Source organism: Streptomyces sp. 2323.1 (assembly GCF_900221035.1).
GTDB lineage: Bacteria > Actinomycetota > Actinomycetes > Streptomycetales > Streptomycetaceae > Streptomyces > Streptomyces sioyaensis.
Window position 1 is genome coordinate 5,499,223 of record NZ_LT907981.1, and the last position, 20,209, is coordinate 5,519,431.

The following is a 20,209-nucleotide window of genomic DNA, read 5'->3' on the forward strand; positions in this document are numbered from 1 at the left end:
GCGCGGGGCGGGGACCCCGCTGCTGGTCCCCGCCCCGCGGACCTCGTACCCGCGCCGTGCTACTTGGGGGTCACGCCGACCTGGGTCCAGGCCTTGACCACGGCGTCGTGCTCGGTGGCGGCGCCGAAGCGGGCCTGGGCGGCCTTGATGGTGAGGCCGGCGAAGTCGGCGAACTGGGCGTTCTTGGCGAGTTTGCCGCCGGTCAGGACGTCGTACCAGACCTGGCCGGCCCGCTCCCAGGCCTTGCCGCCGAGTGCGGTGGCCACCAGATAGAAGGCGTGGTTGGGGATGCCGGAGTTGATGTGCACACCGCCGTTGTCGCCGGGCGTGTGGACATAGCCCTTCATCGTGGCGGGCTGCGGGTCCTTGCCGAGGACGTCGTCGTCGTACGCGGTGCCGGGGGCCTTCATCGAGCGGAGGGCCTTGCCGGTGACGTTCGGGCCGAGCAGTTCGGCGCCGACCAGCCAGTCGGCCTGGTCGGCGGTCTGGCCGAGGGCGTACTGCTTGATCAGTACGCCGAAGACATCGGAGACGGACTCGTTGAGGGCACCGGGCTGGCCGGCGTAGTCGAGGTTGGCGGTGTACTGCGTGACGCCGTGGGTCAGCTCGTGGCCGATCACGTCGACGGGGATGGTGAAGTCCTTGAACAGGTCGTTGTCACCGTCACCGAAGACCATCCGCTCGCCGTCCCAGAAGGCGTTGTCGTAGCGCTGGCCGTAGTGGACGGTGGCGTTGAGCGGCAGGCCGGCGCCGTCGATGGACTTGCGGCCGTAGGCCTTGAGGTAGAACGCGAAGGTGGCGCCGAGGCCGGCGTGTGCGCGGTTGACGGAGGCGTCCTTGACGGGGCCGTCCGCCTCCGAGTGCACCTTGTGGCCGGGCAGGTTCGTCTGGTGGCGGGCGTCGTAGATGGTGCGCTTCGGCTTGTCGGCGGCGGCTTCGGGGTCCCCGGGGGTGAGGTCGCGGGCGGCGATCTCGCGGCGCTGGATGCGCTGTACGTGGTCGTGCTCCAGGGTGCGGCGGGCGGGCTCGTGCCGGGCCGGGTCGTCGGACTGGGCCAGGTTGTCGAGGATGTGCGGCGGGATGATCGTGCAGAAGACGGGCGAGCCGCAGCCGGCCGGTTCTGGCGTCGCGTTGTTGAGGTCCATGAACAAACGGTGGCACTGTGTAATGCGACTGTCACTGCCTGCGGCTGAAATTCCCGGAAAAGTGTGGTTAGTCGCATTTATGCCCTAAGAGTCGTCCCGTCCCGCATACTGATACGCCACCGCCATGCAGGGCGGACCTCAGCTAGGGTGCTGTGCATCATGCGTTTCGGGCTGCTTCTCCTTAGCTGCCGCGGCGAGGGCCTGTAGTCGTAGGCCGACCCCCTCCCCGCGGAGTTCGGTGTTGCGATCTTGTCGCCCCGTCGGCCCCCTTCTGACTCCCGCGAGCAGAGGGACCCCAGCGGAATACGAGGAGCCCCACGCACCATGTCGAATCCGTCGAACCCCGCAGATCATGCCGTCGGCCGCCGCACCCCGGTGACGAACGCGACGCAGCTGCAGCGGGACTCCGGCATGCCGGTCCACAAGTACAGCCGCTACGAAGCGGTGGACATCCCGGACCGCACCTGGCCGGACAACCGCATCACCGTCGCGCCCCGCTGGCTGTCGACCGACCTGCGGGACGGCAACCAGGCGCTGATCGACCCGATGTCGCCGGCCCGCAAGCGCGAGATGTTCGATCTGCTGGTGCGCATGGGCTACAAGGAGATCGAGGTCGGCTTCCCGTCCTCCGGTGAGACCGACTTCGCCTTCGTCCGCTCCATCATCGAAGAGGGCGCGATCCCCGAGGACGTGACGATCTCCGTCCTGACGCAGGCCCGCGAGGAGCTGATCGAGCGGACCGTCGAGTCGCTGCGCGGCGCCCACCGCGCCACGGTGCACCTGTACAACGCCACTGCCCCGGTCTTCCGCCGGGTCGTCTTCCGAGGCTCGAAGGACCAGGTCAAGCAGATCGCCGTGGACGGCACCCGGCTGGTCATGGAGTACGCCGACAAGATCCTCGGTGACGAGACGATCTTCGGCTACCAGTACAGCCCGGAGATCTTCACCGACACCGAGCTGGACTTCGCGCTGGAGGTCTGCGAGGCGGTGATGGACGTCTGGCAGCCCGAGGAGGGCCGCGAGATCATCCTGAACCTGCCCGCCACCGTGGAGCGTTCGACGCCGTCCACGCACGCCGACCGCTTCGAGTGGATGTCGCGCAACCTGTCCCGGCGCGAGCACGTATGCCTGTCGGTACACCCGCACAACGACCGGGGCACCGCGGTCGCCGCCGCCGAGCTGGCGATCATGGCGGGCGCGGACCGGATCGAGGGCTGCCTGTTCGGGCAGGGCGAGCGCACCGGCAACGTCGACCTGGTGACGCTGGGCATGAACCTGTTCTCCCAGGGCGTCGACCCGCAGATCGACTTCTCGCAGATCGACGAGATCCGTCGCACCAGCGAGTACTGCAACCAGATGGAGATCCACCCGCGCCACCCCTACGCGGGCGACCTGGTCTACACCGCCTTCTCCGGCTCCCACCAGGACGCCATCAAGAAGGGCTTCGACGCCATGGAGGCCGCGGCCACCGCCGCCGGCAAGACCGTGGACGACATCGAGTGGGCGGTTCCGTACCTGCCCATCGACCCGAAGGACGTCGGCCGCTCCTACGAGGCCGTCATCCGCGTCAACTCGCAGTCCGGCAAGGGCGGTATCGCCTACGTCCTGAAGAACGACCACAAGCTGGACCTGCCGCGCCGGATGCAGATCGAGTTCTCCCGGATCATCCAGGAGAAGACCGACAGCGAGGGCGGCGAGGTCACGCCCGCGGCCATCTGGTCCACCTTCCAGGACGAGTACCTGCCCAACCCCGAGAACCCGTGGGGCCGCATCCAGGTCAAGAACGGCCAGACCACCACCGACAAGGACGGCATCGACACCCTCACCGTCGAGGCCGAGGTGGACGGTGCGGAGACGGTCCTGGTCGGCACCGGCAACGGTCCGATCTCCGCGTTCTTCCACGCGCTCCAGGGCATCGGCGTCGACGCGCGGCTGCTGGACTACCAGGAGCACACCATGAGCGAGGGCGCCTCCGCGCTGGCCGCGTCGTACATCGAGTGCGCCATCGGCGACAAGGTGCTGTGGGGCATCGGCATCGACGCGAACACCACGCGTGCCTCGCTGAAGGCCGTGGTCTCCGCCGTCAACCGCGCGGGCCGCTGACCCCCGGCAGCAGCCGCCTCCTCCGGTGCCCCCGCGGCTCTCACCGAGCCGCGGGGGCGCCGTTGTGCGGCACCGCCACCTGAAGGTGGGGTTTGGAATCCGCGGGAGTAACTCTGCGTAATTGAGTTGGTACTTTTGGTGATGAGCGCCGGTCGGACAGGCCGCGGCGCGCACACCAAGGACGTGCAGATGACCAGATTTCGCATGCCCGCACTCTCCCGGCTGGCTCTGGCGGGAGCCGCCGCTCTCGCCGTGGTGGCATCGGCCCTCGCGCCGGCGGCGACCGGAGCACCTGCCTCGGCGGCCGACCGTCCGGAGTACGTCGCGCTCGGCGACTCCTACAGCGCCGGTGTGTTCGTCCGCCCCTGGGACGCCGGCGACGGCTGCGGCCGCTCGTACCGCAACTACCCCCACCAGGTGGCGGAGCGGTTCGGCTACCGGCTCAAGGACGTGACCTGCGGAGCGGCCGAGATCGTCGACGGGATTCTGGAGCCGCAGCCGTCCGACAAGATCCTCGGCCCGCCGACGATCCCGCCCGAGGGGGGCTGGCCCGAGCTGCCTCCGCAGCTGGAGGCGCTGTCCGAGGACACCGACGTCGTCACCGTCGGCGTCGGCGGCAACTCCCTCGGTTTCGGGGCCGTCCTGGCCAAGTGCCTCGAACTCGGGCTCACCCAGCCCCTGAAGACCAAGCCCTGTACCGACTACTACACCGGCAGCGGGGCGGGGGCGGACTGGCTGCAGGACCGCTTCGCGCAGGTCGACGCCGACTTCGGCCGCATGATGACGGCGATCCATGCGGCATCGCCGCATGCCAGGGTCGTCGTCGGCTATCCGGCCATCGTTCCGGACAACTCCGGCTGCAGCTTCCTGCACTGGAACCAGCTCGGCAGCGTCAAGAAGGGCGACATGCCCTGGCTGGACGGGCTCGAACGGCGCCTGAACGACCTGCTGCACCGGCACGCCGGCCACCAGAACGCGACCTATGCCGACACCTACGAGTCCAGCGTGGGCCACGGCGTCTGCGAGAGCGGGGACGCGAAGTGGATGTACGGGATCAGGGACAATCTCACCGGTGACGGCGACCAGACCGACCCGCCGACGGAGCTGTGCAACGACATCCCCGGCACCGGCGAGGCCTGCACCCTGGTCCACCCCAACGCCCGCGGACTGGACAACCAGGCCCGGGAAGTGGCCAAGGTCCTCCAGCGCGGAGGGGGCACGCACCCCGGGCTGTTGACGGCCCCGCAAGGCTGACGCCGCCGGACCGCTGCTGACCCCGTACGCCCGCCGACCTCGGCCGACGGGCGGCGGCCGGGTCTCGCCGGGGCGCCGACGGGCCACGCCCCACCCCCTGTGGAGCGGGCGGGGCCCTTCGCCATCCGGCCAGTTGTCCGATACGAGGTGCTGACGCCACATCACACATGTGGCTAACATCACGTCCCATACGGCGACGGGGCCATGGGGTGCCTCCCGTGCTGTGAGGGCTACGGGGCAGTTACGGAGGGCTGACGTGATGCACAAGATGTGTGTGATGGGCGTGCGCACGTCCTGGCGTACCGTCGCCGACGGCGAGTTCTTCTGTCCGGACTGCGGCGGGGACCGCAACTACCTCCGCCGGACCGGCCGCCGCCGTCTCACCCTCCTCGGCGTCCCGCTGCTCTCCCGCGGCGCCGCCGGGCCCGTCCTGGAGTGCTCCGCCTGCCGCGGCCACTTCGGCCCGGACGCCCTCGACCACCCCACCACCGTCCGCTTCTCCGCGATGCTCAGGGACGCCGTCCACACCCTCACCCTGGCGCTGCTGGCGGCCGGCGGCACCTCCTCGCGCGCGGTCCGCGACACCGCCGTCGCCACCGTCCGCGCGGCCGGCTTCGCCGACTGCTCCGAGGACCAGCTGCTGACCCTGCTCGCCGCGCTCGCCGCTGAAACCGGCCGGGTGACCGGGAGTTACGACGGGGCGACCGCCGGCCACTGTGCCCACCAGGGCATGGACCCGTGCGGCACCGCGCTGGCCATAGAGCTCCACGAGACGCTGGAGCCGCTGGCCCCGCACCTCGCCCCGGCGGGCCGGGAGGCGCTGCTCCTCCAGGGCGCCCGTATCGCCCTCGCCGACGGCGCCTACACGCCCGCGGAGCGCGAGGTCCTCAGCACCGTCGGCAGCGCGCTGATGCTCCGCCCCGCCGATACCCACCGCTTGCTGGCGGCGGCGCGTACGCCGTCCTGAGACTGCGCTGAAACCGGTAGCGGACGAAAAAGGCAGCGACCCCGCCACCCGGAAGCGGGTGACGGGGTCGGGTACCGGCCGGTTCAGCCCGAGGTCAGCCGTACCGGCAAACTGCGCAGGCCGCCCGAGATGAAGCCGTCCGTTGCCGCCAACTCCTCAGCCGGAACGGCCAGTTGGATTTCCGGGAAGCGGGCGAACAGGGCCGGGAGGGCGATCCGGGCCTCCATCCGGGCCAGGGGGGCGCCCAGGCAGTGGTGGACGCCGTGGCCGAAGGCGAGGTGTTCCGGGTCGGTGCGCCGGATGTCGAAGTCGGCGGCCGTGTCCCCGTGGAAGGCGGGGTCGCGGCCGGCCGCGGCGTAACCCGGCAGGATCGCCTCGCCCTTACGGATGGTGGGGCCGCCCGGGATGTCGATGTCCTCGACGGCGAAGCGCAGCGGCAGGCTGGCGATGCTGGGGGCCCAGCGGAGGGTCTCCTCGATGACGTCCTTCCAGGAGACCTGGCCCGAGCGCACCAGCTCCAGCTGGTCGGGGTGGGTGAGCAGGGCATGGACGGCATTGCCCAGCAGGTCGACGGTGGTCTCGTGGCCGGCGCCGATGACCAGCAGCAGGGTGTCGAGCAGCTCCTGCTCGGTCATCCGCTGGCCCTCGTCGTCCCGGGCGGAGACCAGCAGGCTCGTCAGGTCCTCGCCCGGGTTCGCCCGCTTGTCCGCGACCAGTTCGCTGAGCAGGGCGAACACGCCCGCGGCCGTGGCAGCGGTCTGTTCCGGGGTGGCCGTGGTGTCCATGATGGCCGAGACGAGACGGGCGAGTTCGGCGCGCGGCGCGCCGTCCGGGAAGCCGAACAGCTCGCAGATGACCTGCATGGGCAGCGGGTGGTTGAAGCGCTCCCGCAGGTCCAGGGGCTCGCCCGCCGGGTGGGCGGCGAGGTCGGCCAGTAAGGCCTGCGTGATGCTCTCCACCCGCGGGAGGATGGCCTCGGTGCGGCGGGCGGTGAACGCCGGGGCGATCAGCTTGCGCAGCCGCCGGTGGTCGGCGCCGTACGCGGTGAACATGTTGGTGACGCCGATCCAGGACTGCAGCCAGCTGGTGCGGACCTCCTCGCGCTGCCATTCCGGCCAGTGGTCCCGGGGGTTCTTGGAGACCCGGTCGTCGGTCAGCAGCTGCTTGAGGAGGGTGTGGCTGGTCACCGTCCAGGCCTCGATGCCGCCCGGCAGTTCGATCCGGGCAACCGGGCCTAGCGCGCGGAGGCGGGCTGCCTCTCCGTGGATGTCGCTTCCGACCGGGTCGATGACGTAGGGCCGCTGTCCCTGTTGTGCCATGGAGTTGCTCCTGCCTGGTCGGGGGTGATGGGCGTGAAGCGGGCCGGCAGCGCCACCAGGGCCCGGTGGAACGCGCCGTTGCGCCACTGCAGCGTGGAGGTGTCGACGGCCAGTTCGATGTCGGAGAGCCAGGCGGTGAGCCGCTCGATCGCCGTGGTGGCGATCAGCAGCGCATGCCGCTTCACGGGGCACGCGTGCGGACCGGCCGCCCAGGACAGGTGCGAGCCGCCGCCCGAGCCGGGGCCCGTCTGCCCGGTGGTGTCGAACTGGCTGTTGGCGGCCGCGTACGACACCATCACCAGCTGCCCCTTGCGCACCCAGGTGCCGTGGAAGAAGACGTCACGGACCGGGAAGTGGGCGGAGTAGTTGGTCAGCGGCGGGTCGTTCCACAGCACCTCGTTGATCGCGTCGTGCGCGGTGAGCGCGCCGCCGGTCAGGGTGTTGTAGTAACGGTCGTCGGACAGCATCCGCGCCAGCGCGTTGCCGATGAGGTTGGCGAGCGGCTCGTTGCCCGCGCCCATCGTGAGGATGATGTTGTGGATCAGTTCCTCGTCGTTCAGACCGTTGGCGTGGTCCATGAACCAGGAGGTCAGGTCCGCACCGCGCTGCGCCTTCTTCGCGCCCACCAGCTCCATGATGTAGGTGGTGAACGCGTCATTGGCGGCGGCGGCCTCCTCGGGGGAGTTGCCGTCCAGCATGCCGGCGATGGCCGCGATCAGCCGCTCGCTGTACGAATCCGGCAGCCCGAAGAGGTTGTTGAACATCAACAGCGGGATCAGCCGCGCGTAGTCGGCGATCAGATCGACCTCGCCGTGCGCACCGAACCGCTGGATCAGCATGTCTGCGGCGTGGTGGACGCGGGCCCGCAGCTCATGCGGCTCGACGAGCTTGAAGCTGTCGACGATGACGTCCCGGTAGCGGACGTGCGCAGGACCGTCGGCGTAGAAGACGTTGGGGCGCCACATCAGCATCGGCATGACGGGGGAGTCCGGCGGGACGGTCGTCATCCACTCCCGGGAGTCCTTGGACCAGGTGGCGTCGTCGTGCAGCAGATCGAGCGCCGCCCGGTAGTCGGTGACCAGCATCGCGGTCACCTCCGGTGCGATCTCGACCGGTGCCAGCGCGCCGTACTGGCGCAACTGCGCATAGATACGGCGCGGATCGGCGGCGAAGTCCGGTCCGTACAGCTTCACCGGCGTCTGGGCGTCGGGCTGCGCCGTCGGGTACTGCTGCGGAGGGGCGGCGTGCGCCGGGCAGCCCGGTGGCGGCGCGGCTCCCGGCTGGTGCGGGGAAGTCACGGGTTCGGGTTCTCCTCGGGGGTGTGGGCCAGGACGTGCCCGACGAGCGCGATCAGCGCATCGACGGACTGCTCCCGGTCGCGGGCATCGCACATCACCAGGGGGGTTTCGGGGTGCAGATCGAGCGCCTCGCGGAGCTTGTCTGCGTCGTAGTGGGGCGCGTCGGGGAAGGTGTTGACGGCGACCGCGTAGCGCAGCCCGGCCTCCTCGACGATGTCCATCACCTCGAAGGAGTCCGCCAGCCGGCGGGTGTCGGCGAGGACCAGCGCGCCCAGCGCACCGCGGGCGATGTCCTGCCACAGGGGCCGGAAACGTTTCTGCCCGGGCGTGCCGAACAGATACAGCACCAGGTCCCCGGGCAGCGTCAGCCGTCCGAAGTCGATGGCGACGGTGGTGGTGGTCTTCTCCCGGACACCGGCGAGATCGTCGACACCGGCGCCGGTCTGGGTCATGGCCTCCTCGGTGTGCAGCGGCGGGGTTTCGGACAACGCCCGGATGAGCGTGGTCTTGCCGACCCCGAACGGTCCCGCGATCAGCAGTTTGACCAGGGTCTGGTGCTCGCCGGAGAGGTACATGTTGCCGGTGCCCGCGGCCGTGTCGGCGCTAGCACTTGAGAGAGCGGAGTCCATCGAGAACCCTCTCCAGGATCTGTCGGTCGAATTGCTCGGCTTCGGGAATGGGGGGCCGGGCGTGCAGCCGCCCGGCGTCGACGAGATCGGCCACCAGCACCTTCACCACGCTCACGGGGAGGTGAAGGTGGGCGGCGACCTCGGCCAGAGACAGCGCCCCGGGCTGGAGCAGCTCAAGGATGCGCTGCTCCTCCGGGCGTACCTCACTGGTGATCGGCATCCCCACGCCGTGCAGCAGGGTCAGCCGGTCGAGGGTGTTGCGGCTGGGCCGGGCGCGTCCGCCGGTCGCCAGATAGGCCGGTACGAGGCGCCTGCCGCTGCTCTGGCGCGGTGTCATGCCGAGGTACCGAGGTCCCGGGCCGGGCTGTTCATGACCTTGTTGCCCAGCGTCGTGACCTGGATCTGCATGTGGTGTGCGACGACTCCCATGTTCACCTCCGGGCCGGCGAAGACGGCCAGGCAGGTGTTCTCGCCGGCCGGTATCGCGAAGACGAAACCTTCATCGGACTCGATGACCGTCTGCCGCAGCCGGGTGTCGTCCTTCTCGGCGAACGCCGCGGTGACGGCACGGCCCGCGCCCTGGAGCGCGGACATCATGGCGGCGACCCCCTCGGCGGAGTCCCGCTTCAGCCCCGGCGAGGAGCCCTCGATGAAACCATCGCCGGAAATCACGGCGGCATGGATCACATGCGGCAACTCCAGGAGGGGCGTGAGCACCCAGGACTTGTCCTCCGCGACACGGCGGCGGGTGGGGCTGTTCATGACTGTGCGTTCCCTTCGGGACTGCGAGGGGGTTCTGACTGGACGGCTGCCCGTCCGGATTCGGTGCCGCGCTGGAGCGCGGCCCAGCGGGACCCGGTCTCCTCCGGGGAGCGCGGGGGCGGCGGGGCGGTGCGCTCGGCACTCTCCTCGCTCTCGGATACGGGCTTACGGCGGCGCCGGCGCGGGAGTTCGCCCTCCTGCTGGACGGGCGGCGCGGCCTCGAACCGGTCGTCCCGTTGCGGGGCCGGTGCGGCATGGGCGGCCGGCGCGGACGGGGCGGGCGCGGCGGCGGCAGGGGACGCGGTGCCGGTCGGCAGCACGGACGCGGACCGGTCCGGCACCCCCGAACGGTGCGGCTGCGGAGCCATCACCGACATGGGCTGGGCACTCTCGTCGAGGACGGTGAGGAGCGGGTCGCCCGGGATGTACACGACCGCGCGCACGCCCCCGTACGGCGACGGCTCCACGTGCACGCCGAAGCCGTACTGGCGCACCAGCTGGCCGGCGGCGGCGAAGCCGGACCGCGGCGGGTCACCGAGCTGGGTCAGCAGCACGTCGTTCTCGCCCGCCAGCAGCTCCATCGCGGCCTTGATCTCGTCGTCGTGCATGCCGACGCCGTAGTCGTCGACGAGGACCGACGCACCGCGGTTGCCCTGCTGCAGGGTGATGGTGACCGGAAGTTCACGGTGTGAGTGGTGCAGCGCGTTCGCCAGCAGCTCGGTGACGACGATCGCGACCGGCTCGACGGCCCGCGCGACGACGGCGATCGGGTCGCGCAGCTGGTTGCTGATCTGTACGCGGTCGTAGCCGCGCAGCCGGGAGGTGGCGCCGACGACCAGCTCGGCGAGGTAGGAGTCCTCGCGGGTCAGCCCCGGCCAGGCGCCGCACACGACGCCGGTGGCCTGGACGCGGCGCAGCGCCTGCTCGTTGAGGAAGTCGGCGTTCAGCAGGTCCTGGGCGACGTCCGGGTCGTCGTAGCGGTGCTGCATCTCCTGGAGCGCCGTCTGGAGCCGGTAGAGCAGCGCCTGGATGGTGGTGGTCGCCCCGCGCAGCGTGGACTGCGCCGCGGCGTCGACCCGCGCCCGCTCCTTGGTGATGGCGTCGCTGACCTGCTCCAGTACGGCGCTCAGCGCCCGGTCGGCGTCCGTCCCGGCGAACCGGGCGTCCAGCAGCCCCGGTACGGGCACATGCGGGTGCGCCAGCGCCATGGTCAGATCGGGGAGCCGGGTTTCGGCCAGGTGCCGGATCTCGGCCTCGGTGGCGCGCAGCCGGGCCGACAGCTCCGTATTGCTGTGGAGCGTGGCGCTGTTCTGTTCCTCAGCGGTGGTGAGACGTGATCTCAGGTCCGCGCGCTGGCCGCGCGCCCGGATCGAGAGCGCCGCCAGGACCACGGCGGCGGCCGTACCTGCGCTGAGGCACCACAACAGCGCCTCCGGTATGGATGTCATCGAGATCCTCAAGTGGGGTACTGACTGGGTCGGCCGGCCTGCACGGGCGTCGTGTTGCCGATCATCACGGGATGCTACCGGGGAGTTGACGTGCCGTGAGGGGCACTTCCCCGGGGGGACTGAGAAGCGCGGAAGGTCACCTTCCACCCGTGATGCCCCGGACCATAACGTGATGTGGCCCCGCCATCCAGTGTGATGGCGGGGCCTTTGTGTGTCTGATGTGCATGCCTGGTGAAGGCCGGTCAGGCGGTCGGGAGTTGTCCGCCTTTGACGGCGTCGACGAAGGCCGTCCAGCCGTCGGCCGGGAAGACCAGGGCGGGGCCGTGGGGGGTCTTGCTGTCGCGGACGGGGACGAGGCCGGGGTGGTTGTCGGAGACTTCCAGGCAGTTGTCGGAGGCGCCGCTGCTGTAGCTGCTCTTGCGCCACTGAGCAGTGCTCAGGTCGTATCGGCTCATGTGTTCCTGTAGCTCTCCGCCGCCGATTCGATCAGAGACAGGGACGCCTCCGGCGACAGCGCGGCGGCCCTGAGGAGATCGTAAGCCGCTGTCGCTCGCTTCACGAGCGTTGGATCATCGAGCAGTTGGCCCCAAAACAGGCCCTCTGTATAGAGGGTGGGTGGCGTGTCCGCGAACTCCATGAGCTTCATGGAGTGACACATGACCGCGTGTGCGCCTTGCGAGTAGGGGATCACCTGGACCACCACCTGACGGCTGCGCACGAGAGCCGCAATGTGATCCAACTGCTCGGCCATGCAAGCCGCGCCACCGACCGGGATCCGCAGTGCTGTCTCGTGCACGATCGCCCAATACTCTGGCTTTGCAGGGCCCTTGAAGATCTGTGCCCGGTCCATTCGGGCCGATACCTTTTCGTCCAGCTCTTCGCCGGAGGCGAACGGTGTGGCCGACAGCATCACCTCATGGGTGTACGCCGGTGTTTGCAGCAAGCCCGGTACAAGTACCGCCTCGAACTCACAGATCCTGGTTGCGAGGGCTTCCAGCTCCGCTACCGCCGCGAAGTAGGATTCGAACGGCGAAGCGCCGATCAGTCGTCGCCACATCCGCTCGAAAAAACCATCGGTTTGCAGGACCTCGTCGATCCGGATCGCCACATCCAACTGCGGCTTCCGGATCGCCTGCTCGAACTGGCCGATGTAGCAGCCGGATACGAACACCATCCCCCCGAGCGCCTCCTGGGTTAAGCCCGCATCCTTCCTCCGCCGCTTGAGTTCCGCGCCCCAGAATTCCCATGCGGCCTGGCGTGAAGCGTTGGCCATGACGTACGTCCTCTCTCTGCGCGCCCGTTGCAGCGTCGGCCCCCTTGCCCAGCGTAGTTCCGTAGCGTCACTCTCTGATTGCGAACAGTGAAACCCCTCACGGAAAGTGCGGATGCTCATGCAGCAGCAGTTCAAGGAAGTGGAAGACGTGACGACGGAACTGCGGGAGGCGCTGGCCCGTGCGGGGGTCGTCCTTCCGTCGCTGCGTCCCGACCCCGTCTCGATCGCCCACCGGTACCTGCCGCCACTCGTTGAGCTGGGGCGATGCTCGATGGACGTCGCCCGGAAACTCACCGCCGCGCTGACCGAGCCCGCCCGGGGCGACCGGGCCTGAGGGACACCCGGCCCCGCCGATGCGCGAGAATGACGCCATGAGTCTGTTCCGCGACGACGGCATCGTGCTGCGCACCCAGAAGCTGGGCGAGGCGGACCGGATCATCACGCTGCTCACCCGGGGTCACGGACGCGTCCGTGCCGTGGCCCGGGGGGTGCGGCGGACGAAGTCGAAGTTCGGGGCGCGGCTGGAGCCGTTTTCGCACGTCGACGTGCAGTTTTATGCGCGCGGCAGCGAGCTGATCGGGCGCGGGCTGCCGCTGTGCACGCAGAGCGAGACGATCGCGGCGTACGGCGGCGGGATCGTCACCGACTACGCCCGCTACACGGCCGGTACCGCGATGCTGGAGACCGCGGAGCGGTTCACCGACCATGAGGGCGAGCCCGCCGTACAGCAGTATTTGCTGCTGGTCGGCGGGCTGCGGACGCTGGCCCGCGGGGAGCACGAGCCGCATCTGGTGCTGGACGCCTTCCTGCTGCGCTCCCTCGCGGTGAACGGTTATGCGCCGAGTTTCGACAGCTGTGCGCGGTGCGGAATGCCCGGTCCGAACCGGTTCTTCTCGGTTGCGTCGGGCGGTGTGACCTGCGGTGACTGCCGGGTGGCGGGGAGCGTCGTACCCTCCTCTGAGGCCATTGCACTCCTGAGCGCGCTGCTGACCGGCGACTGGGAGGCCGCGGACGCCTGCGAGGCCCGCCACGCCCGTGAGGGCAGCGGACTCGTCACGGCGTATTTGCACTGGCATCTGGAGCGGGGCCTGCGTTCCCTCCGGTACGTAGAGAAATGACGCAAGCGACACATAGGAGACGTGGGCCGCATGGCACGACGCGGGATTCTGGGCCGCAATCGACGTGAGTACCTGACGCCGGAGCCGCATCCTTCCGGTGCGCGGCCGCCGAAGATCCCCAGTGAGCTCGTCCCGAACCATGTCGCGGTCGTCATGGACGGCAACGGCCGGTGGGCCAAGGAGCGCGGGCTGCCGCGCACCGAGGGTCACAAGGTCGGCGAGGGCGTCGTCCTGGACGTCCTCAAGGGCTGCATCGAAATGGGCGTGAAGAATCTTTCGCTGTACGCCTTCTCGACGGAGAACTGGAAGCGGTCGCCCGACGAGGTCCGCTTCCTGATGAACTTCAACCGCGATGTGATCCGCCGGCGCCGTGACGAGATGGACGCGCTGGGTATTCGTATCCGCTGGGTCGGGCGGATGCCGAAGCTGTGGAAGTCCGTGGTGCAGGAGCTCCAGGTCGCCCAGGAGCAGACCAAGAACAATGACGCGATGACGCTGTATTTCTGCGTGAATTACGGCGGTCGGGCGGAGATCGCGGATGCGGCGGCCGCCATCGCGGCGGATGTCCGGGCCGGAAAGCTGGACCCGTCGAAGGTCAATGAGAAGACCATCGCGAAGTACATGTACTACCCGGACATGCCGGATGTGGACCTCTTCGTGCGGCCGTCGGGCGAGCAGCGGACGTCGAACTACCTGATCTGGCAGAGCGCGTACGCCGAGATGGTCTTCCAGGACATCCTGTGGCCGGACTTCGACCGGCGGAACCTGTGGGAGGCGTGCCTGGAGTACGCGAAGCGGGACCGCCGGTTCGGTGCGGCGCCGGTGGCGGAGGGCGAGTCCGCGACGTAAGGCCGGTGGACAAAAAGGGGCTGGTGGCGAACGCCACCGGCCCCTTTCGCGTATCCGCTACCCGTCAGGAGTGCCAGATCTCGCGGAGGTGCGAGACGGCGCCGGAGCCGTTCAGGGTGAGCTCGTAGATGTCTCCCGAGCAGGCGAGCGGCGCCTTGACCTGGTCGTGCTTCAGGCAGGCGGTGAGGTGCTCGGAGAGTGTGGCGAGGGGCACCGCACGGTGGCCGGTCGCGCTGGTGGTCAGCTCGGCCGTGGCTCCCGCGGCCAGCCGGTACTGACCGGCCTTGCCCGTCCCCGCGTATCCGCCGCCGTTGGGGTCACAGGCGAACTGCGCCTCCTTGACGGACAGTTGGCCCCCGGCCGGCGCCCGGGTGACCTGCACCATCCGGTGCCCCTTGGCCAGCTTGGCCGGGGTGCAGTCGGACGACGGCTCCGGGTCGATCGGCAGGTCCTTCTGGCCGGAGGAGGCGGAGGCCGAGGGGGACGGGGCGCCGGTCGGCTTCGACGCCGGTGAGGCGCTGGCCTCCGGGGAGGCGGCCGGGTCCTCGCCCTTGCAGGACGTGAGCGTGGCCAGCGACGCGGCAAGGACGGCTGCGGTGAGCAGTCGGCGGGTGAACATACAGGCGTTCTCTCTCGTGTGCGGAGCGGAGGCCGTGTGGGGCGGGGCCGTGCGGGACGGCGGCCGTGCGGGTCAGCCGCCGTCCCGTGGAGTGGAATCCGTGCGGGTCAGAGGCCGTTGCGGCGGTAGGGGACGTACGGCTGGCCGATCGACCTCTCGTGGGCGGCGTCGCCCGAGTAGTACGGGTACGGGATGACGTGGGAGACGGTGCCCTGGGAGCCGTTGTCCTCCAGGGCGATGTACTTGGTGTGCTCCTTGTCGGCCCAGCCGCCGAAGAGGACGGTGTGGTCGCCGGCGATCAGCGCGTCGCCCGGCTGCAGATCGTCCTTGGTGATCGCGTGGGCGGTGTTGTTGCCCATCAGGCCGTACGTGTTCAGACCCGGCGGCTCCAGGCCCCAGGCGGCGGAGACGAAGCCCGAGCAGTCGTCGCGGTAGCCGTTGGTGGTGGCCGACTGGCTGTAGCCGATGCGGTGGTTCACCCGCTCCAGGGCGCGGTCGATGATGTCCTTGCGCTCACCGGGCAGCCCGGAGGTGTCGGGGGCGGTCTCGACGCCCGCTCCGGTGGTGGTGTGGTGCTTGCCCGGCGACCAGGCGTCCCAGTCGCCCTTGGTGTCCCACTTGCCGTCGCCGTGGCCCTGGGTGGGGGCCGGGCCGCCGGCGCCACCGCCGGTGCTGCCGCCGCCACCGCCACCGCCACCGCCTGCGCCACCGCCTGCGCCGCCACCGCCGTTGCCGCCTCCGCCTCCGCCGCCGGTGTGGCCGGGTGAGGCGGGGGAGTCGTGCCGCGTGCGGTGCTTGATCTTCTTCAGCGCGTCTTCGATCTTCTTCTCGTTGGCCTCGTACTCGGCCTTGACCTTCTTGATCTTCTCGGCGTCCCCCGCCAGCTCCCCGAGCAGCTTCTTCTTGCTCTCCTCAAGGCGCTTGCTGACCTCGGCGATCTCCTTCACGTCCGCGAGCACCTGGTAGGCGATGCCGAAGCCGGGGAGGGACGCGAGCGGTGCCGCAGCGAGGTCGATCGAGGCCGCGGTGATCAGCGTCTCCTTGATCTCCCCCAGGTGCTGGTTGAGCTCCGCCATGCGCCGGCTGACCGCGTGCCAGTCCTTCTCGATCTTGGCGAGCTCCGCCATCTCGACACCGAATGTGTCGCCTGCCATCCGAACAACCCCCGTGATGTCGTGGTGAACCGCGAAGAATCCGGCATGCCGGGCCCGGGTGTTCCGGGGGCGCCGGTTCCGTGGATGCGGGCTCCGGAAGGGCCGGGCCCGAGAAGAGAGTGAGGGTCTGTCAGTAGACCTTGGAGAGCCGGTCGACCGAATCGCCCAGCGTGCCCAGATCGTCGGAGATCTGGTTCATCTCCTTGACGCGGCTGTGTGCGACGGCGACGAAGGCGTCGGAGGCCGGGCCGTGCCAGGAGAGCTTTCCGAGGGTGGAGTTGATGTCCTTGGTCAGGCCGTCCAGCTCCTTGCTCAGCGCCTTCAGCTCGGCCGAAATCTTTTGCAGATCCGCCTCGCCGCCGCCGAACATCTGGGTCAGCGCCCAATGCGCGATTTCGGCCGGCGCCATCAGGACGTCCTTGCCGACCTCGACCACATCGCCGACCAGCTTCGTGCCGTCGTCCCAGAGCTCGCCGAGAACGCCCATTCCTACCCCCCGTGGTGTGCGCGTACAGCCGCGCTGATGGCCCGTCGAGGATACCACCAGCGTGTACCTGACAGCTTTCCCGCGCGAGGGGAAACGGAAGCCGGACGGGGCGGTCGGGGCGGCCTCACCGGGCAGGCCGGGGAGGCGTTAACGGGCAGGTCGGGAAGGGTGTCATGAGGAGGCGGGGGCGCCGGCGGGGCAGCTCACGGAACCGGGAACGGCCGCCCGCCGGACGCCCGCCGGACGCCCGAAGGGCCGCATGCGTACGGAGAAGCCGGAGGGGCCGCCCCCGTACCAAGACACCGAACGGGCCGCCTCCCTAAGGAAACGGCCCGATCGGCTGGTCATCGGCTCCAGGGGCCAGTGGCCCGGCCCCTGGGTCTCTGCGGTTCCGGCGCTACTGCTTACCGCCGGACGCCTCCGCGGATCCCTCCGCGCACTCCCCGCAGGTCCCGAAGATCTCGATGGTGTGCGCGACGTCCCGGAAGCCGTGCTCCGCGGCGATCTGGTCGGCCCACTTCTCCACCGCGGGGCCCTCGACCTCGACGGCCTTGCCGCAGCTCCGGCACACCAGATGGTGGTGGTGATCGTCGGTGCTGCACCGGCGGTAGACCGCCTCACCGTCGCTGGTGCGCAGCACATCGACCTCACCGGCATCGGCGAGCGACTGCAGCGTGCGGTAGACGGTGGTGAGCCCCACCGAGTCGCCACGGTGCTTGAGCATGTCGTGCAGCTCCTGCGCGCTGCGGAACTCATCGACCTCGTCGAGTGCGGCCGACACCGCGGTCCGCTGCCGCGTCGACCGGCCGCGTACCGGAGATCCCGCGCTCGTCGCCACCGTTGCCTCCCTAGGACGTCAGGACTTCCCCCTGCACGTGCGTCCCGCCATTGTGCCAGGTGATGGCCGGCCCCCTGGGGGGACGCTTACACGCACATCTGTCTGCGCCCGCCGACGCCACGCTGCCGAACTCATCCGGCCACGCTCACATCGTCCGTGGCGCCGCGGCTGCCGGGTACCTCCAGGGTGCACCCGCGGGAGGCCTGTGCGGCAGCCCTTGCGCGCTTTTTCGCGAGTGGCGCGGCGAGCGCGGTGAAGACCACGAACAGCCCGATGGCGAACAGCACGATCGTCGCGCCGGACGGTACATCGACGTAGTACGAGGTGGTGGTGCCCGTGACGGTGACGGCGACCCCGATGGCGACGGCCGTGGCGAAGGTGACCGCGAAGCTGCGGCTGATCTGCTGGGCGGCCGCGACCGGGATCACCATCAGGGCGCTGACCAGCAGCAGGCCGACGACGCGCATGGCGACGGTGACGGTGACCGCGGCGGTGACCGCGACCAGCAGATTGAGCAGCCGTACCGGCAGGCCGGTCACCCGGGCGAACTCCTCGTCCTGGCAGACGGCGAACAGCTGGCGGCGCAGCCCGACCGTGATCGCCAGTACCAGGGCGGCCAGGACGTAGATCGTCGTCATGTCCTGCGGCGAGACGGTGGTGATCGAGCCGAAGAGGTACGTCCCGAGGTTGGCGTTGGAGCCCGCGTCGGAGAGGTTCATCAGCATCACACCGCCCGCCATACCGCCGTAGAACAGCATGGCCAGCGCGAGGTCGCCGCGGGTCCTGCCGTACCAGCGGATCAGCTCCATGACGACGGAACCGGCGACGGCGACGGCGGTGGCGACCCACACCGGGCTGGTGTTGAGCAGAAAGCCCAGGCCGACGCCGGTGAGCGCGACATGGCCGATACCGTCGCCCATCAGGGCCTGGCGGCGCTGGACGAGGTAGATGCCGATGGCGGGAGCGGTGATGCCGACGATCAGGGCGGCGATCAACGCCCGCTGCATGAAGGCGTAGTCGAGGATCTCCATCAGCTCAGCAGCCCCGTCCGGATCGGTTCCGCGGCCGCGTCGGCGTGCGGGTGGACATGGTCATGGCCGGGCAGCGCATGCTGGCCCACGGCCTCGGGCGGCGGTCCGTCGTGGACCACGCAGCCGTCGCGCAGCACCACCGCGCGGTCGATCAGCGGCTCCAGCGGACCCAGCTCGTGCAGCACCAGCAGGACCGTGCTGCCGCGGCCGACCTGCTCGCGCAGGGCGGCGGCGAGCACCTCCTGGCTGGCCAGGTCGACGCCGGCCATCGGCTCGTCCATGATCAGCAACTCCGGTTCGCCGGCCAGCGCGCGGGCGATCAGCACCCGCTGGTGCTGGCCGCCGGAGAGCGCGTTCACGGAGTCCTTGGCGCGGTCCGCCATGCCCACCAGCTCCAGGGCGCGGTGCACCGCGGCCCGGTCGGCCTTGCGCAGGATGCCCAGCTTCGTACGGGCCAGCCGGCCGGCCGTGACGACCTCGCGGACGGTGGCGGGCACCCCGCCGGCCGCGGTGGTGCGCTGCGGGACATAGCCGACCCGGGCCCAGTCCCTGAAGCGCCGGAACTGGGTGCCGAAGAGGGCCAGCTCGCCGCCGGTGAGCGGGACCTGGCCGATCACGGACCGGACGGCGGTGGACTTGCCGGAGCCGTTGGCGCCGAGCAGCGCGACGACCTCGCCGGTGCGGACGGTGAGATCGACGCCGCGCAGTACGGGCCGGGCGCCCAGCGAGGCGGTGGCGTTGCGCAGGTCGATGACCGGTTCGGGGAGCGGATGGTTCATGGTGACCTCCGTCGCGGGCGGTGCGGGGTGTGTCACTTGCTGCCGAGCGCCTTCTGGAGCGCGGCGAGGTTGGCCCGCTGCACACCGAAGTAGTCCTTGCCGCGGCTCTTGCCGGTGATCCCCTCAAGAGGGTCGAGGACATCGGTCTTCAGATGGAGATCGCCGGCCAGGGCCTTGGCGGTGGCCGGGTTGGCGATCGTCTCGAAGAAGACGGTGGAGACGTGGTGCTCCGTGGCGAGGGTGTGCAGGTCCTTGATGCGGTGGGCGCTGGGCTCGGCCTCCGGGTCGAGGCCGCTGATGGCCTCCTCGGTCAGGCCGTAGCGCTCGGCGAGGTAGCCGAAGGCTGCGTGGGTGGTCAGGAAGGTGTCCGAGGACCGCTTCTTCAGCCCGTCCCGGAATTCCCTGTTCAGGCCGTCCAGCTTCTTGACCAGGGCGTCGGTGTTCTTCTGGAAGTCGGCCTTGTGGGCCGGGTCGGCCTGGGCGAGGGTCTTGTTGACGCCCTTGGCGACCTCGGCGTACTTCACGGGGTCGAGCCAGATGTGCGGGTCCTTGCCGCCCTCGGACTCGGAGTGGGAGTGGTTGTCGCCCGTGGTGTGGTGGTGGCCGTCGACCTCGGTGCCGTGCTTCTCCAGCGAGGTGAGGGCGGCGGCGTCGGCGACGTGCTTGGCGCCGGACTGGGCGACCGCGGCGTCCACGGCGGGCTGCAGGCCCTTGAGGTAGACGATCGCGCCGGACTCGCCGAGCTGGCCGGTCTGCTTCGGGGTGAGCTCCAGGTCGTGCGGCTCGACGCCCGGCTTGGTGAGGTCGGTCACCTCGACGTGCTTCCCGCCGATCTGCTCGGCGAGGAATTCCATGGGATAGAAGGACGCCGTCACGCGCAGCTTGCCGTCCTCGGTGCGCGCGCCGCTCTCGGGGGAGCAGGCGGAGAGGGCCAGCAGCCCGAGCACCGAGGCTCCGGCGAGGGCCGAGGTGATGATATGACGGCGTATGTTCATGACACTCATTTTCAACAAAAGTGGAAACGGTTGTCAACAAGGAGCGGGGCGGTGTGAGCGGGCCGACAATGGGCCCGGAACCGATTTGATCCAGGGGGTACGGCCGCCGGTACCCTGAACTATTCGCCCACCCGTCTCCCG

General features: G+C 69.8%; 22 protein-coding genes. 6 read left to right on the forward strand and 16 right to left on the reverse strand.

Going from position 1 to position 20,209, the window contains the following annotated elements:
* Nucleotides 1-59 precede the first annotated feature (59 nt).
* Nucleotides 60-1,145 carry a M4 family metallopeptidase gene (locus CPH93_RS23610; RefSeq protein WP_096214003.1) on the reverse strand — a complete coding sequence of 362 codons (1,086 nt, stop codon included), beginning with the start codon at nt 1,143-1,145 and terminating at the stop codon, nt 60-62.
* A gap of 324 nt (nt 1,146-1,469) precedes the next feature.
* On the opposite strand from CPH93_RS23610, the gene leuA reads away from it, so the two are divergent.
* The 3 genes from leuA to CPH93_RS23625 all read left to right on the forward strand — a co-directional run bounded on the left by leuA (nt 1,470) and on the right by CPH93_RS23625 (nt 5,469).
* A complete protein-coding gene (gene leuA / locus CPH93_RS23615; protein WP_096214004.1) occupies nt 1,470-3,248 on the forward strand; it encodes a 2-isopropylmalate synthase in 1,779 nt (592 codons plus the stop codon).
* Between the two features lie 189 nt (nt 3,249-3,437).
* On the forward strand, nt 3,438-4,502 hold the full coding sequence (locus CPH93_RS23620; protein WP_231976935.1) for an SGNH/GDSL hydrolase family protein: 1,065 nt from the start codon (nt 3,438-3,440) through the stop codon (nt 4,500-4,502).
* A 259-nt stretch (nt 4,503-4,761) separates the two neighbouring features.
* Complete coding sequence (locus CPH93_RS23625) at nt 4,762-5,469, forward strand: TerB family tellurite resistance protein (protein ID WP_093483155.1); 708 nt, start codon at nt 4,762-4,764, stop codon at nt 5,467-5,469.
* 83 nt (nt 5,470-5,552) lie between these two features.
* On the opposite strand, the gene CPH93_RS23630 is transcribed toward CPH93_RS23625, so the two are convergent.
* The 8 genes from CPH93_RS23630 to CPH93_RS23665 form a co-directional block, all read right to left on the reverse strand.
* A complete protein-coding gene (locus CPH93_RS23630) occupies nt 5,553-6,788 on the reverse strand; it encodes a cytochrome P450 family protein (RefSeq protein WP_096214006.1) in 1,236 nt (411 codons plus the stop codon).
* Nucleotides 6,704-8,086, reverse strand: coding sequence for a cytochrome P450 (locus CPH93_RS23635; protein WP_096214007.1), 1,383 nt, complete (start codon nt 8,084-8,086; stop codon nt 6,704-6,706). Before CPH93_RS23635 ends, CPH93_RS23630 begins: the two co-directional genes overlap by 85 nt.
* Nucleotides 8,083-8,661: a GTP-binding protein gene (locus CPH93_RS23640; protein WP_096214008.1), complete on the reverse strand. Its 579-nt coding sequence runs from the start codon at nt 8,659-8,661 to the stop codon at nt 8,083-8,085. The genes CPH93_RS23635 and CPH93_RS23640 overlap by 4 nt, the downstream gene beginning before the upstream one ends.
* A gap of 28 nt (nt 8,662-8,689) precedes the next feature.
* A complete protein-coding gene (locus CPH93_RS23645) occupies nt 8,690-9,052 on the reverse strand; it encodes a DUF742 domain-containing protein (protein ID WP_006605714.1) in 363 nt (120 codons plus the stop codon).
* Nucleotides 9,049-9,477 carry a roadblock/LC7 domain-containing protein gene (locus CPH93_RS23650; protein ID WP_093483151.1) on the reverse strand — a complete coding sequence of 143 codons (429 nt, stop codon included), beginning with the start codon at nt 9,475-9,477 and terminating at the stop codon, nt 9,049-9,051. Before CPH93_RS23650 ends, CPH93_RS23645 begins: the two co-directional genes overlap by 4 nt.
* Nucleotides 9,474-10,925 carry an ATP-binding protein gene (locus tag CPH93_RS23655; RefSeq protein ID WP_093483150.1) on the reverse strand — a complete coding sequence of 484 codons (1,452 nt, stop codon included), beginning with the start codon at nt 10,923-10,925 and terminating at the stop codon, nt 9,474-9,476. Before CPH93_RS23655 ends, CPH93_RS23650 begins: the two co-directional genes overlap by 4 nt.
* Nucleotides 10,926-11,167: 242 nt before the next feature.
* Nucleotides 11,168-11,380, reverse strand: coding sequence for a DUF397 domain-containing protein (locus CPH93_RS23660; protein WP_096214009.1), 213 nt, complete (start codon nt 11,378-11,380; stop codon nt 11,168-11,170).
* Complete coding sequence (locus CPH93_RS23665) at nt 11,377-12,198, reverse strand: helix-turn-helix domain-containing protein (RefSeq protein ID WP_096214010.1); 822 nt, start codon at nt 12,196-12,198, stop codon at nt 11,377-11,379. The genes CPH93_RS23660 and CPH93_RS23665 overlap by 4 nt, the downstream gene beginning before the upstream one ends.
* Before the next feature lie 112 nt (nt 12,199-12,310).
* Here CPH93_RS23665 and CPH93_RS23670 point away from each other — a divergent pair, with 112 nt between their 5' ends.
* From CPH93_RS23670 to CPH93_RS23680, 3 genes are read left to right on the forward strand one after another with little or no spacing between them, the layout of a single operon-like run.
* The gene (locus CPH93_RS23670) at nt 12,311-12,532 is read left to right on the forward strand and encodes a hypothetical protein (protein WP_093483147.1); all 222 of its coding nucleotides are present in this window, start codon (nt 12,311-12,313) and stop codon (nt 12,530-12,532) included.
* Between the two features lie 37 nt (nt 12,533-12,569).
* Nucleotides 12,570-13,316 carry a DNA repair protein RecO gene (gene recO / locus CPH93_RS23675; protein WP_096215563.1) on the forward strand — a complete coding sequence of 249 codons (747 nt, stop codon included), beginning with the start codon at nt 12,570-12,572 and terminating at the stop codon, nt 13,314-13,316.
* 30 nt (nt 13,317-13,346) lie between these two features.
* Entirely contained in the window at nt 13,347-14,165 is an 819-nt protein-coding gene (locus CPH93_RS23680; RefSeq protein WP_006605721.1) for an isoprenyl transferase, read from the forward strand.
* Nucleotides 14,166-14,229: 64 nt separating this feature from the next.
* Here CPH93_RS23680 and CPH93_RS23685 read toward each other — a convergent pair whose 3' ends face one another.
* The 7 genes from CPH93_RS23685 to CPH93_RS23715 form a co-directional block, all read right to left on the reverse strand.
* Nucleotides 14,230-14,784 carry a hypothetical protein gene (locus CPH93_RS23685; protein WP_096214011.1) on the reverse strand — a complete coding sequence of 185 codons (555 nt, stop codon included), beginning with the start codon at nt 14,782-14,784 and terminating at the stop codon, nt 14,230-14,232.
* Nucleotides 14,785-14,891: 107 nt separating this feature from the next.
* Nucleotides 14,892-15,938 (reverse strand): OmpH family outer membrane protein, encoded by a 1,047-nt coding sequence (locus tag CPH93_RS23690; protein WP_096214012.1) that lies wholly within the window; start codon nt 15,936-15,938, stop codon nt 14,892-14,894.
* Nucleotides 15,939-16,068: 130 nt separating this feature from the next.
* Nucleotides 16,069-16,425, reverse strand: a complete 357-nt coding sequence (locus CPH93_RS23695; protein ID WP_093483143.1) for a WXG100 family type VII secretion target — start codon at nt 16,423-16,425, stop codon at nt 16,069-16,071.
* Nucleotides 16,426-16,822: 397 nt separating this feature from the next.
* Complete coding sequence (locus tag CPH93_RS23700; protein ID WP_093483142.1) at nt 16,823-17,263, reverse strand: Fur family transcriptional regulator; 441 nt, start codon at nt 17,261-17,263, stop codon at nt 16,823-16,825.
* A gap of 131 nt (nt 17,264-17,394) precedes the next feature.
* Nucleotides 17,395-18,294 (reverse strand): metal ABC transporter permease, encoded by a 900-nt coding sequence (locus tag CPH93_RS23705; RefSeq protein ID WP_093483141.1) that lies wholly within the window; start codon nt 18,292-18,294, stop codon nt 17,395-17,397.
* Nucleotides 18,294-19,073, reverse strand: coding sequence for a metal ABC transporter ATP-binding protein (locus tag CPH93_RS23710; protein ID WP_096214013.1), 780 nt, complete (start codon nt 19,071-19,073; stop codon nt 18,294-18,296). The genes CPH93_RS23705 and CPH93_RS23710 overlap by 1 nt, the downstream gene beginning before the upstream one ends.
* A 32-nt stretch (nt 19,074-19,105) precedes the next feature.
* The gene (locus CPH93_RS23715; RefSeq protein WP_096214014.1) at nt 19,106-20,068 is read right to left on the reverse strand and encodes a metal ABC transporter substrate-binding protein; all 963 of its coding nucleotides are present in this window, start codon (nt 20,066-20,068) and stop codon (nt 19,106-19,108) included.
* Nucleotides 20,069-20,209 lie beyond the last annotated feature (141 nt).